The organism is Ursidibacter sp. B-7004-1 (assembly GCF_053654055.1).
In genome coordinates, this window is the sequence record NZ_JBSIUP010000015.1 from 26,812 (window position 1) to 40,864 (window position 14,053).

The window sequence follows — 14,053 nt, forward strand, 5'->3', positions numbered from 1 at the left end:
CGTTCAAGGTTTTACCTCTTTTTAGGACTAAAAAATTCTGTAAAGATTACTATAAAATGAAAGGATATTCCACCTATCCTTTATATCCTGTGGCGACAATATATACTTCACGCGAGCGATCACGAGATGCTTCAGGTTTACGCACTTTCACCACACTAAATAACGCACGAATTTCACGCAAATAGTCATCAAATCCTTCGCCTTGGAATACTTTGACCACAAAACTGCCTTTAGGTGCTAATACTTGGCGACACATATCTAACGCAAGTTCAACCAAATACATTGCTCTAGGAATATCAACCGATGGCATACCACTAAAATTTGGAGCCATATCTGACATTACCACATCAACTTTATCTTCCCCTACTCGCTCTAACAAGGCATTTAATACGCTCTCTTCTCGAAAGTCGCCTTGTAAGAAATCAACCCCAGCAATCGGGTTCATATCTAAAATATCACAAGCAATAACACGCCCTTTACTGCCAATTTGTGTAACCACATATTGCGACCAACCACCAGGGGCTGCCCCTAAATCAACAACCGTCATTCCGTGTTTAAATAAACGGTCGGTTTGTTGAATTTCATCTAGCTTAAAATACGCTCTTGAGCGTAATTTTTGTTTATGTGCTTTTTGCACAAATTGATCTTTAAAGTGCTCTGCAAGCCAACGTGATGAACTTGCACTCCGTTTTTTTCCCATTTTTCTTCTCTACCATTGATTTGAGCTGAGTATAATAAGACCGAAATCCCTGATTTCAAGGGAAAAGTGAAATTTTTGTAAATAAGTGGTGGAATAAATTACTCACTTTGCAAAAAACTACTCCGATCTGACCGCTTATATTTCCCGAAAAGGTAAAATTTCGTTATAATCCGCCCGTTTTGCTCATTTTGAGCATATCTTATCACTATTATAGAGGAATTATTTATGGGCTTTTTAGCAGGCAAACGCATTTTAATTACAGGATTAGCAAGTAATCGTTCTATCGCTTACGGTATTGCAAGTGCAATGAAACGTGAAGGTGCGGAATTAGCTTTTACCTACTTAAATGATAAATTAAAAGGTCGAGTTGAAGAATTTGCGAAAGAATTTGGTTCGGATATTGTATTGCCAATGGATGTTGCAACCGATGAAAACATTAAAGAATGTTTTAATCAATTAAGCAAACACTGGGAAAAATTTGATGGTTTTGTTCACTCAATTGGCTTTGCTCCAGCAGATCAATTAGATGGTGATTATGTGAATGCCGCAACTCGTGAAGGTTTCCAAATTGCTCACGATATCAGTGCTTATAGCTTTGTGGCAATGGCAAAAGAAGCTCGTGCAATGTTAAACCCAAATTCTGCACTTTTAACTCTTTCTTATTTAGGGGCTGAACGTGCTATTCCTAACTACAACGTAATGTGTTTAGCTAAAGCATCACTTGAAGCAAGTACTCGTGTAATGGCAGCAACCTTAGGTAAAGATGGTATTCGTGTAAATGCGATTTCTGCTGGCCCAATCCGTACACTTGCAGCATCGGGCATTAAAGATTTCAAAAAAATGTTATCTAACTTTGAAAAAACTGCACCATTACGCCGTACAGTAACCATTGAAGATGTAGGTAATTCTGCGGCATTCTTATGTTCTGATTTGGCTGGCGGTATTACAGGTGAAGTGGTTCACGTTGATGCAGGTTTCAGCATTGTCGCAATGGGCGATTTAGACGCAGAATAATCTGCCATTTTTTACCACGGAAAATTTAACCTTTGCAAGCGGTCCGATTGAGCGATTTTTTTGTAAAAGTACGTTAGAGTTTCCGTGGTTTATTATTTTCTGGATAAATATAAAATGTTTCAAAATAACCCCCTTTTAGCTCAATTAAAGCAACAGATCGAAGCAAATAAAGAATATGTTGAAGGTGTCGTTAAAACCTCAGATAAAAGCTACGGTTTTTTAGAATGTGATAAAAACAGCTATTTCATTCCTCCTCAAGAAATGAAAAAAATTATGCACGGTGATAAAATTCGTGCAGTAGTAAAACGTGATGGCGATAAAGAACAAGTTGAAGTTGATTCTCTCCTTGAACCAATGCTGGATAGATTTATCGCTCAAGTAAAATTTAATAAAGATGGCAAATTACAACTTGCAGTCGATCACCCAAACATTAAATCCCTTATTCCTGCCAATACACACAAAAAAGTTGAAGAAAAATTAGCTGAAAATGATTGGGTTGTTGCACAATTAAAAACACACCCATTGCGTGATGATCGTTTCTTCTTTGCTCAAGTTACTCAATTTATTTGTAAAGCAGATGACAATTTCGCACCTTGGTGGGTAACTTTAGCTCGCCACGAGCAACCTAGAGAGTCCGTTGCAGGTGAGAAATCTTATACTTTAGATGATTCCTTAGTGCGTGAAGATCTCTCTAATCTTTACTTTACCACAATTGACTCGCCAAGCACGCAAGATATGGATGATGCTCTTTATATCGAGCCTATTGAAAAGAACGGAGAACAAACAGGTTGGCGTTTAGTAGTAGCAATTGCTGATCCAACCGCTTACATTCCCCTTGATTCCAATATTGAAAAAGCGGCTCGCCAACGTTGTTTTACTAACTATTTACCTGGATTTAATATCCCAATGTTGCCTAGAGAGCTTTCTGACGAACTTTGTTCATTAGTTCCAAATGAGAAACGCCCTGCATTAGTGGCTTATATTGAAGTCGATTTACAAGGAAATATCTTAGGTGAAACTCGCTTTACATCTGCTTGGGTAGAATCAAAAGCCAAATTAGCGTACAACGACGTTTCTGATTTTATTGAGAAAGTAGATAACCACTGGCTACCTGAAAATGAGCAAATTGAACAACAAATTAACTGGTTACATCAGTTTACTCTAGCCCGAATTGAATGGCGTAGTAAAAATGCTCTTTTATTTAAAGAGCAAGGAGATTACTCTTTTGAACTCAATGAAGATGGCTCTGTGCGTGATATTCACGTTGAATATCGCCGTATCGCAAATCAAATGATTGAAGAATCAATGATTTTAGCCAACATTTGTGCTGCACAGTATTTAGACAAATATGCCCACACTGGCGTATTCAATACACATTCTGGATTTGATAGTAAAAACCTTGAATTAGCGAAGAAATTCTTACTAGATACTCTTGGTAATGAGCAAAATTATGAAGAACTATCTCAACGCTATGCCCCTGAGCGTCTTGCTACTTTGGAAGGCTATTGTGAGATGCGTCGTGATATTGAACAATTCCCTGAGAATTTCTTAGAAATGCGTTTACGCCGCTATCTCACCTTTGCGGAATTTAAAACAGAATGTGCCCCACATTTAGGCTTAGGAATTAGCCACTATGCGACTTGGACATCGCCTATCCGTAAATATGGTGATATGGTTAATCACCGCTTGATCAAACAAGTATTAGCACAACAAAGTGCAACAGCAGTTGATGAAAGCATTCTAGTTCGTTTGCAAGAAGCCCGTAAACAAAACCGAATGGTTGAACGAGATATTGCTGATTGGTTATATGCTCGTTATCTTGCCCCGATGGTTGAAAAAAATATTGAATTTGAGGGAGAAATCCACGATGTTTCTCGAGGTGGATTGCGTGTAAAAGTTATCGAAAATGGAGCTTCAATCTTTGTACCATTTTCGACTATCCACCCAAATAAAGAAGAAGTGCTTTATAACCCTGAAGAAATTGCTCTTTATATTAAAGGTGAAAAAAGCTATCAAATCGGACAAAAGGTTAAAGTTAAACTTAAAGAAGTCCGTATTGAAACTCGCTCTATTGTCGGTGAATTAGTGATTTAATCTAATAAGCGGTGAGATTAGATCTTCTATAGGATTACGCAGGGTAAATAGAGTATAATAGAAAAAATTCTCATTCATTAAGGTGTTTTATGTCGATTTTAACTGAAAATAAGTCTTGTATTGTGATTGCGATTGCTGGGGCATCAGCTTCAGGTAAAAGTCTAATTGCTTCAACTATTTATAAAGAGCTTAAAGATGAATTGGGACAAGATGATATTGGTATTATTTCAGAAGATGCTTATTATAAAGACCAAAGCCATTTGGTAATGGAAGAACGAGTAAAAACCAATTATGACCACCCAAATTCAATGGATCACGACTTATTAGTTGCTCACCTACAAGCTTTAAAACAAGGGGAATCTGTTGAAATTCCTGAATATGATTATACCGAACATAACCGTAAGACTACCGTAACTCAATTTTCTCCTAAGCGTATTATTATTTTGGAAGGGATCTTACTGCTTACGGATGAGAATATTCGTAGCGAAATTGATGTTTCTATCTTTGTGGATGCTCCACTTGATATCTGTTTTATCCGCCGTTTACAACGTGATATGCAAGAACGTGGACGAACAATGGAATCGGTGGTAAGCCAATACCGTAAAACTGTTCGCCCGATGTTCTTGCAATTTGTTGAACCTTCCAAGCAATATGCCGATGTGATTATCCCAAAAGGTGGGAAAAACCGTATTGCGATCAACATTTTAAAAGCACAAATTAAGCAGTTATTAAAACAAAAATAGGGGTAAATTATGCGTCTTTGCGATAGCGATATTGAACGTTATTTAGATGATGAGATTATTAGTCTAACGCCACGTCCATCAAATGACAAAATTAACGGTGCGACTATTGATGTTCGTTTAGGTAATTCATTTCGTGTGTTTCGTGAACATTCAACACCTTATATCGATCTTAGTGGACCAAAGGAAGAAATGACCGCACAGTTAGAGCGAGTAATGAGTGATGAAATTATTATTGCTGATAATGAAGCATTTTTCCTACACCCTGGGGAATTAGCACTGGCGACCACGTTAGAGTCAGTTAAACTACCTGCAAATATTGTAGGGTGGTTAGATGGACGTTCTTCTTTAGCCCGTTTAGGCTTAATGGTACACGTTACCGCTCACCGTATTGATCCAGGTTGGGAAGGAAAAATTGTATTAGAATTTTTTAATGCAGGTAAGCTACCTTTGGCACTAAGACCTAATATGGCAATTGGTGCGTTAAGTTTTGAAATACTAAGTGGCGAGGCGAAACGTCCTTATAATGCCCGTAAAGATGCTAAATATAAAAATCAACAAAATGCCGTTTCAAGCCGTATTAACCAGGATATTTAGTGACTAAACGTTATTCTAATTTCTTAGAACTTGATACTCATTAAGATGGGTATATCAACTAATTCTTACACAAAAATTATATTAATTTAATGATATTTACATTTTATAAGAAGATCTTATAGAATATTTCGATTTATTGAACAAGGTACTTTGAAAAGGTAAATGTTATGTTAAGTGCATTATTACGAAGCGGAGATATAAAAAACTATACTGCGTTAGGACAAGATGGCGTTGCGGTTTATTCGGTAGCATCTCAGTTGAGAGACTCTATCAAATTTAAAAGAGGACGAACGTTTGCTGATTATCTTGCAATTCCTCAGCGTAATGATCAGGGAAGTCAGATTGATTGGTATATTCCATTTGAGTCAGATAAACCTAATGGTCAATATATGATTATACCCTGGACATCAGCTACGCAAGAAGAAAGAGATAAAGCGTGGGGAGAATTGCAGATTTTTGAGCGTACTATGTTAGAGCTAGGGAGTGAAATGATATCTTCTCCTTCAACAAAGGGAGATCAATTGCTTTTTGCTAGATTGTTATGTAGTGGACAATCAAAAAATATTGAAGATACTGATAATTTAAAGGCTTTACGCTTTCCAAATCCAGAACATGTTTATTTAGTTAATGATCGCCCTGTGATCACTTTTTGGGGATTTACAGAAAAAAATGCTTCAATTTATGGAAGTCCTTTTTTAAACTTAAGACCAAGTTCTCTTACTCCTCCTATAAACCCAGAAATACCACATTCTACTTCTGAACTATTTCAAGAAAGAACAGCAGAACCAGCTCCTACTAATAAACATTGGTGTCGCCGTTTTTGGTGGATACTACCATTGCTATTGTTATTAGGCGTGTTGTTATGCTGGTTATTTAGAAACTTTTTATTTCCTTATATCAATTGGTTTGGAACACCAACAGTGACAATTGAGAGTAATGTTACAGATGAAACTAAAATTGTACCTAAAGAATGTGAAATTAGAAAAGTTTCAGGAAGTTTTTACTATTTTGTCAATAATCGTTGGATGAATGAATCTGGTGTTGTTATCTCTGATTCCGTATTACTAAATACATTAGAGCAAACTGCACCTGAATTAGAAAAGAAATGTATAGATGTTCAAACACCAATCCCTAGAAATAAAGATGTTGTAAATTATGTTGGTGATACAACTGTTCCTGCAACTGTTTTGGATACTAACGCTCAGGCGAATCAAGCTATTGGTCAGAATGGCGAATTACCAACTCTTCCTGATACTCCAGTAGCAGATGATTTAGCTAAAACCAATATAGCTGAAGATCAAACTAATGCCGCTGAAAATCAAACCAACGCAACGGATGATCAGGCTAATGAAGATACAAATCAAGCTAATAAGGCTGAAAATCAAGACAATCCCAAAGATACCCCTGTGAATAGTGGCAATCAAAGTCTTCCGGAGTTACCAATAGGCAATGAAAATAACCAAGTTCCAAATCAGCAGGATGATAAAAAATTAACTATTCCTTCAGATAGTCAACAGGATAGTCAATTGAATTTCTTAAATGGAGAGTGGAATGCAGGTGCTGGGATTCAAGATAAAACGACAGGAAAACCATTACGATTAAATTACAAATTTAATGATGGTAAAGGACAGGTCGAGTTGCAGCGTGGTGATGGTGTAAAATGTACAGGTAATGTTGTTGCTAGTATGAATAGCGGTAAGTTGAACATTGATAATACCGGCATAGCAAAATGTAGTGATGGTTCAACTTATCAATTACCAAGTGTAAGCTGCAAAGCTAATGCTAAGAGTTCGGCGGACTGTCAAGGCCAATATGAGAAGGGGCAGCGTTTCCCAATGATTATTAAATCAAATTAAAACACAAGAGAGACAAGATTATGTTGCCAGAATTACATAACTATGGAAAAGAACTATCGCTGATAATGAATAGCGGGGTACAGTTTTTAGACTTTGGATTAAAAATTGATTGGAAAGATAAAGATTGGCGGGCTAAGAGTATGGGGAGCTTTGGTAAATCAGAAAACTCTCCACTACGTAGACTAATTGAACATAAAAGTGGTGAAGGATTTTGTGATAGTACGGATCTGACGCGTATTATTCAAGTTGATCTTGAAATTAGTGTAGAGGATTCGTTTAAATTGTTTGATGGAGTTTGGTTACCTATTCCAGTATTACGAACAGTGCCGCCAGATCGTTTTGATGATGGTCCATATAACTGGGCTCGTGCTAGAATTGTCAAATTAGCAACGCCAGATGAAGAAGGTAATACACATCGTATTACGATTGCTTTTGATACGAAAGTTTTTCCAAATCGTGCTGATGTAGCTTATCTTGCGCCAACGGAAGAAGATATTCGTTCAGGTGTTGTATTTGGGTTGGCTCATCAATCTAATCAAATGTCTTGGTTTTTAGATTATAACGGACTGTTTAGCTCACATCAGCGGTGGGCAAATTTTTAACACATTAGTTAGCACTGAGGAGCAATTAAAAGAACTTATTGGAGAGGCTACAAAACCAATGCAGGTGGAAGAAGTTTGTGAATAAAAATTGACATTCTCTTTAATAATCGCTACTTTAAAGCCTATTTTTAACCAAGTAATCACTTTAAATTTACAGGAGTTTTTATGCAAGAACGTTTAGTCACAAATGCCAGAAGTGAATCATTAGTTAGCACTCATAAAGTGTTACGTAATACCTACTTTTTATTAGCACTGACACTCGCATTTTCATCAGTTGTCGCGGTGGCTGCAATGGTATTAAATCTACCTCGTTTACCTTGGTGGGGAATGTTGGTTGGTTTTTATGGTTTACTCTTTTTAACTCACGCAACAGCAAATAGTGCAGCGGGTATTGCTAGTGTGTTTGCATTAACTGGTTTCTTAGGCTACAGCTTAGGGCCGATTTTAAATGCGTATTTAAGTAATGGTTTAGGTGATGTGGTTGCATTAGCATTTGGTGCAACAGCTTTAGTTTTCTTCGCTTGTTCAGCTTATGTACTAACGACTAAGAAAGATATGTCTTTCTTATCAGGAATGATGATTGCATTATTTGTTGTTCTACTTGTTGGTGTAGTTGCAAATATTTTCTTATCAATTCCAGCATTAAATTTAGCAATTAGTGCATTATTTATTGTGTTCTCAAGCGGTGCGATTTTACTTGCAACAAGCAATATTATTCATGGTGGTGAAACCAACTATATTCGTGCAACAGTTGATCTTTATGTTTCACTTTATAATTTATTTGTTAGTTTCTTAAATATTTTTGGTGTATTAGGTAACGACGACTAATTAACTCTCAAATAATATGCCACAGTAATGTGGCATTTTTTATTTCTATAACATTGATTATGACTTATTTTATTGAATTAAATCAGCAGCAATTTGAAACCGATGCCTTTGGCTATTTAAAACATTTAGAGGATTGGTCTGAATTACTAGCGGTAGAGATTGCTAAAAAAGATCATCTTGAATTAACCGAAGACCATTGGGAAATTATCTTTTTTGTCAGAGAGTTTTATCAAGAATATAAAACCTCTCCCGCAATTAGAATGTTAGTTAAGGCACTTTCTCAGAAATTTGGTGAAGAAAAAGGAAATAGCCGTTATTTACAACGTTTATTTCCTGAAGGTCCTGCTAAACAAGCGACTAAAATTGCAGGTTTACCAAAGCCAGCAAAGTGTTTGTAGGACATTAAATGAATATAGAAAAACAGAAAATGCTATCAGGTAAGCTGTATGATGCAAGTGAGAAAACGCTAGTTCAAGCTCGCTTACGGGCGAAAGAGATTATTTTTGAGATTAACCAACTACCACCATCAAAAATAGCTGAACGTAATTTCTTATTTTGCAAATTATTTGCAGAAAATGACCGCTTTCATATAGAACCTCCTTTTCGTTGCGATTATGGCTCAAATATCTATTTGGGGGATAATTTTTACGCAAATTATAATTGCACGATGTTAGACTGTGCAGAGATCAAAATTGGCAAAAATGTAATGTTCGCCCCAAATGTATCCCTATTTACCGCAGCACATCCGATTGATCCTAATAAACGTAATAGTGGCGTTGAATTTGCATTACCAATAACCATTGGTGACAATGTATGGATTGGGGGAAATAGTGTCATAATGCCGAACGTTACTATTGGGAATAACGTAGTAATTGGTGCTGGTAGCGTAGTCACTAAAAACATTCCCGATAATTGTGTTGCGGTGGGTAATCCTTGTAAAGTGCTAAGAACACTCAACGAACAAGATCAAATCTATTACTTTAAGGAACGAAAATTTTAATGCAATCAGCTCAATCAATCTGTGTTTTACGTTTATCGGCAATTGGTGATGTATGCCATACACTCGCTGTTGTGCAAGCTATTCAACGTCAATATCCAATGGCAGAAATTACTTGGATTTTGGGTAAAGCAGAAGCTTCCCTAATGGCTGGTATTCCAAATGTAACCTTAGTACCTTATGATAAAAAAACGGGTTGGAAAGGTATTTGGGCGTTGTGGCGGCAATTACGTCACAAGCGGTTTGATTATCTATTAAATTTGCAAACGGCATTTAGAGCATCAATGCTCTCTGTGGGAATTAAAGCGAAAGTTAAAGTCGGTTTTAATCGTGATAGAGCAAGGGAAGGTCAGTGGCTTTTTACCAATTTTAAGGTGGAACAGACCGCATCGCCACACGTTTTAGATGGACAAATGATGTTTGCAAAAGCGATTGGCGTCACAGATTTAAGTACACAATGGTACTTGCCGATAAGTGAACAGGATAGACAATACAGCCAACAATTTATTGATCCACATACGAAAAATGTGGTTATTGCACCTTGTTCTAGTAAAAAAGAGAAAGATTGGTTACCTGAACGCTATGCTGAGATTGCCAATTTTTTGTTAAAACACAGTATTAACGTGATTATTTGTGGCTCACCTTCTGCTTATGAAATGGAATCTGCCACGAAAATTCATCAACTTGCCCCTAAAACACGCAATATAGCAGGAAAAACCTCGTTAAAGCAGTTAGCCGCACTTATTCAACAAGCAGATCTAGTCATTTCATCTGACTCTGGACCAGCACATATTGCGACAACACAACATACACCAATTATTGGTCTTTATGCTATTCATAATCCGCTAAGAACAGGGCCTTACAACGATTTAGATAAAGTCGTTTCTGTTTACGATGAGGCTATTTTGCAAGAATATGCAAAACCTTGGCAAGATCTCCCTTGGGCGACAAGAGCGAAGGGAAAAGATTTAATGAACCGCATTACCGTAGAACAAGTTAAACAAAAAATAGTTGAAACTTTAAATATAACCTTGTAAATTATTGTGTAATTTAAAATTTACAAAAGGAAATAAAAATGAACACTGTATTTAATCAAGATAGTGTACATAATGTAAACATTATTGATGAGAAATTGCTTTTAACTCCCAAAATGTTAAAAGAAGAGTTTCCGCTTTCAGAAAAATTAAAACAACAGATTGAAAAATCAAGAAAAATAGTTTCAGATATTATTCATAAACGTGATACTCGCCAGCTTATTGTGATAGGTCCTTGTTCTATTCACGATCCTATGTCTGCCTTAGAATATGCTAAAAAACTTAAAAATTTATCTGATAAAGTGTCAGATAAAATTTACATTGTAATGAGAGTTTATTTTGAAAAACCTAGAACAACAGTAGGTTGGAAAGGTTTAATCAACGATCCTAATCTGAATGGTACTTTTGATATTGAAAAAGGACTGCGTGTTGCTCGCAAATTATTGTTAGAAATTGCTGAACTCGGCTTACCACTTGCCACAGAAGCACTTGATCCTATTACACCACAATATCTTGCGGATTTATTTAGCTGGTCGGCTATTGGAGCAAGAACAACAGAATCACAAACACATAGGGAAATGGCGTCAGGGCTATCAATGGCGGTTGGTTTTAAAAATGGCACAGATGGAAATTTAGCGGTTGCCATCAATGCGATGCAAGCATCGGCACAAGGGCATAGTTTTCTTGGTATTAGCCAAACAGGGCAGGTTACTATCTTACACACAAAAGGGAATCCTGATGGGCACGTTATTTTACGAGGTGGCAAAACACCGAATTTTGAAAGTCAGTATGTGCAAGAATGTGAGCAAGCTCTGCGTAAAGCAGATTTGCCAGAAGCAATAATGATTGATTGTAGCCACGGAAATTCTAATAAAGATTACCGCCGACAAGCAATAGTAGCTGAAGATGTCTTACAACAATTACTCAATGGTAATAAATCAATTATAGGCTTAATGTTAGAGAGCCATCTCTTTGCAGGAAATCAATCATCGGAACAACCTTTCGAACAGATGCAATATGGCGTATCTATAACAGATGCGTGTATTGATTGGCAAACAACAGAAACATTACTAACCCATTTTGCAGAGCAGTTAAGAAAATGAGTATGAATCCATTAGAACCGATTAGAGAACAAATAGATAGATTAGATCAACAGCTTATCGAATTACTTGCACAGCGTTTAGCATTAGTAGCAGAAGTGGGAAAAATTAAACATCAGTATGGTTTACCGATTTATGCACCAGAACGAGAAGCCTTTATGATCAATGCTCGCAGAGAAGAGGCGGAAAAATCTGGTATTCCTGCAGATCTAATTGAGGATATTTTACGCCGCATAATGCGAGAGTCTTATGCAAGCGAAAATAAACATGGTTTTAAAACCGTTAATCCATCAATCCAAAAAATAGTTGTAGTAGGCGGAAAGGGGAAACTTGGTAGTCTATTTGCTCGCTATTTTGTAAATTCAGGCTATCCCGTTGCTGTTTTAGATAAAGATGATTGGAACAATGCTGCAGAGATTTTACATAGGGCTGATTTAGTGTTAGTTTCTGTACCTATTGATCACACTTTATCAACACTTGAAGCATTAAAGCCTTATCTTACAGAAAATATGATTTTGGCTGATCTCACGTCGGTTAAAGCTCAACCATTAGCAAAAATGCTTGAAATTCATCAAGGGGCGGTGGTTGGTCTTCACCCAATGTTTGGGCCTGATATTGCAAGTTTTGCAAAACAAGTGACCGCTTGTTGTCACGGGCGATCTTCCGAGCAATATCAATGGCTATTAGAACAGATTCAGATTTGGGGCGGGAAAATCGAATATATTGATGCGAAAGAACACGATAATGCAATGACCTATATTCAAGCATTACGCCATTTTTCAACCTTTGCGTATGGTTTACATCTTTCACAGCAACCTATTAAACTCTCGCAATTATTGGCATTATCTTCACCAATTTACCGTTTAGAATTAGCGATGATTGGACGTTTATTTGCTCAAGATGGAGCATTATATGCCGATATTATTTCAGATAAGCCAGAAAACTTAGCAGTTATTGAATCACTTCAGCAAAGTTTTGCAGAAAGCCTAGCATTCTTCCAACAGCAAAATAAACAGGGTTTTATCAAAACCTTTGAAAAAGTACACCAATGGTTTGGGGAATATTCAGAACAATTCCTAAAAGAGAGCCGAAATTTATTACAACAAGCGAATGATTTAAGGGGATAATAAGAATATCTAGGCTAGATATTCACTACACTTGATGGATAATAGCGGTAGGATTGGTGAGAAATTTTACAGATCCTACCGCTTATTATTGTGTTATAACACTTTAACAATAGATTCACATAAGCGATCGATATTATCTTCAGTAATACCTGCGACATTGATTCGACCTGAACGAACCGCATAAATAGCAAATTCATCACGCAAACGATCGACTTGTTCTGGGCTTAAACCACTAAAAGAGAACATACCATTTTGAGCAATAATAAAATCAAAGTTTTGAGTTGCACCTTTCTCTTTTAAAAGCTGAACAAATTTAGCACGCATTTCTTTAATACGGTTACGCATTTCTGCTAATTCAGCAATCCAATTTGCTTTTAACTCTGGATCGGCTAATACTGTTGCGACTGCACTTGCACCGTGAGATGACGGGTTAGAGTAAAGTACACGAATAATTGATTTAACTTGGCTGAATGCGTTATTTGCTGTTTCAGCATTAGCTGCAACAAGCGTAAATGCTCCAACACGCTCATTATATAAACCAAAGTTTTTTGAGAATGAGCTTGCCACTAAAAGCTCTGGGTTATTTTGTGCAAAAGTGCGTAAGCCAAAGGCATCTTCTTCTAAACCGTTGGCGAAACCTTGATAAGCAAAGTCAAATAATGGTAACCAACCTTTTTTAGCGGATAGATCCGCAAGAGTTTTCCACTGCTCAGGCGTTGGGTCAATTCCCGTTGGGTTATGGCAGCAACCGTGTAGTAAAACTACATCACCTGCTTCAGCTTGGCTAAGATCAGCAAGGAGATTATCCCAATCTAACGCTTTTGTTTCTTTGTTATAGTAACGGTATTCTTTAATATTGATACCCACTGCATTAAAAATAGCATTGTGGTTTGGCCAAGTAGGGGTTGAAATCCACACATTTTTTGCACTAGTTTGGCGTTTAATAAATTCGGCGGCAATACGTAATGCTCCCGTTCCGCCTAAACTTTGTGCTGTTTTAGCACGACCAGATGTGATCACTTCAGCATTTTCACCAAAAAGTAAAGCTTGTGTCTGTTTATTAAAATCAGCAATACCGTCAATGGTTAAATAGTTTTTGGTATTTTCATTAGCAAGCAAACGAGTTTCTGCCTCTTTTACTGCTTTAACAATCGGGGTTTGACCTTTTGCGTCTTTATAAACACCGATACCTAAATTGATTTTTTCAGCACGAGTTTCAGCTTTGAAGGCTTCGCCTAAACCTAAAATTGGATCAGCAGGTGCTGCTTGGATATGACTAAACATAGACATTGGATTTCCTCATTATGTTGTGTTGCAAAATTGTTGTTTTATACGACTAATTTGACTTTTTAGCAAGTATCAAG

14 protein-coding genes are annotated in these 14,053 nt (G+C 36.8%); 12 read left to right on the forward strand and 2 right to left on the reverse strand.

Annotated elements, in window-relative coordinates:
• Positions 1–73 precede the first annotated feature (73 nt).
• Positions 74–700 carry a 23S rRNA (uridine(2552)-2'-O)-methyltransferase RlmE gene (gene rlmE / locus ACWIW0_RS06555; protein WP_157394496.1) on the reverse strand — a complete coding sequence of 209 codons (627 nt, stop codon included), beginning with the start codon at positions 698–700 and terminating at the stop codon, positions 74–76.
• Between the two features lie 225 nt (positions 701–925).
• Between rlmE and fabI the strand changes: the two genes are divergently transcribed.
• The 12 genes from fabI (at position 926) to tyrA (ending at position 12,689) form a co-directional block, all read left to right on the forward strand.
• Entirely contained in the window at positions 926–1,714 is a 789-nt protein-coding gene (gene fabI / locus ACWIW0_RS06560) for an enoyl-ACP reductase FabI (RefSeq protein ID WP_157394495.1), read from the forward strand.
• A 114-nt stretch (positions 1,715–1,828) separates the two neighbouring features.
• Positions 1,829–3,808: an exoribonuclease II gene (locus ACWIW0_RS06565; protein WP_454452690.1), complete on the forward strand. Its 1,980-nt coding sequence runs from the start codon at positions 1,829–1,831 to the stop codon at positions 3,806–3,808.
• An 89-nt stretch (positions 3,809–3,897) separates the two neighbouring features.
• Positions 3,898–4,551 carry a uridine kinase gene (gene udk, locus ACWIW0_RS06570; protein WP_454452691.1) on the forward strand — a complete coding sequence of 218 codons (654 nt, stop codon included), beginning with the start codon at positions 3,898–3,900 and terminating at the stop codon, positions 4,549–4,551.
• A 9-nt stretch (positions 4,552–4,560) separates the two neighbouring features.
• On the forward strand, positions 4,561–5,145 hold the full coding sequence (gene dcd, locus ACWIW0_RS06575; protein ID WP_454452692.1) for a dCTP deaminase: 585 nt from the start codon (positions 4,561–4,563) through the stop codon (positions 5,143–5,145).
• Between the two features lie 167 nt (positions 5,146–5,312).
• Entirely contained in the window at positions 5,313–7,001 is a 1,689-nt protein-coding gene (locus ACWIW0_RS06580) for an SrfA family protein (RefSeq protein ID WP_454452693.1), read from the forward strand.
• A 20-nt stretch (positions 7,002–7,021) separates the two neighbouring features.
• Complete coding sequence (locus ACWIW0_RS06585) at positions 7,022–7,603, forward strand: virulence factor SrfB (RefSeq protein WP_454452694.1); 582 nt, start codon at positions 7,022–7,024, stop codon at positions 7,601–7,603.
• 165 nt (positions 7,604–7,768) lie between these two features.
• A complete protein-coding gene (locus tag ACWIW0_RS06590) occupies positions 7,769–8,431 on the forward strand; it encodes a Bax inhibitor-1 family protein (protein ID WP_454452695.1) in 663 nt (220 codons plus the stop codon).
• Between the two features lie 59 nt (positions 8,432–8,490).
• On the forward strand, positions 8,491–8,829 hold the full coding sequence (locus ACWIW0_RS06595; protein WP_454446501.1) for a TusE/DsrC/DsvC family sulfur relay protein: 339 nt from the start codon (positions 8,491–8,493) through the stop codon (positions 8,827–8,829).
• 8 nt (positions 8,830–8,837) lie between these two features.
• A complete protein-coding gene (locus ACWIW0_RS06600; protein ID WP_454446502.1) occupies positions 8,838–9,431 on the forward strand; it encodes a sugar O-acetyltransferase in 594 nt (197 codons plus the stop codon).
• On the forward strand, positions 9,431–10,465 hold the full coding sequence (locus ACWIW0_RS06605) for a glycosyltransferase family 9 protein (RefSeq protein ID WP_454452696.1): 1,035 nt from the start codon (positions 9,431–9,433) through the stop codon (positions 10,463–10,465). The genes ACWIW0_RS06600 and ACWIW0_RS06605 overlap by 1 nt, the downstream gene beginning before the upstream one ends.
• Before the next feature lie 38 nt (positions 10,466–10,503).
• Positions 10,504–11,565: a 3-deoxy-7-phosphoheptulonate synthase gene (locus tag ACWIW0_RS06610; protein ID WP_454446504.1), complete on the forward strand. Its 1,062-nt coding sequence runs from the start codon at positions 10,504–10,506 to the stop codon at positions 11,563–11,565.
• Positions 11,566–11,567: 2 nt separating this feature from the next.
• Positions 11,568–12,689, forward strand: a complete 1,122-nt coding sequence (tyrA, locus tag ACWIW0_RS06615) for a bifunctional chorismate mutase/prephenate dehydrogenase (protein ID WP_454452709.1) — start codon at positions 11,568–11,570, stop codon at positions 12,687–12,689.
• Between the two features lie 93 nt (positions 12,690–12,782).
• Here tyrA and ACWIW0_RS06620 read toward each other — a convergent pair whose 3' ends face one another.
• The gene (locus ACWIW0_RS06620; RefSeq protein ID WP_454446087.1) at positions 12,783–13,973 is read right to left on the reverse strand and encodes an amino acid aminotransferase; all 1,191 of its coding nucleotides are present in this window, start codon (positions 13,971–13,973) and stop codon (positions 12,783–12,785) included.
• Between the last annotated feature and the right edge of the window lie 80 nt (positions 13,974–14,053).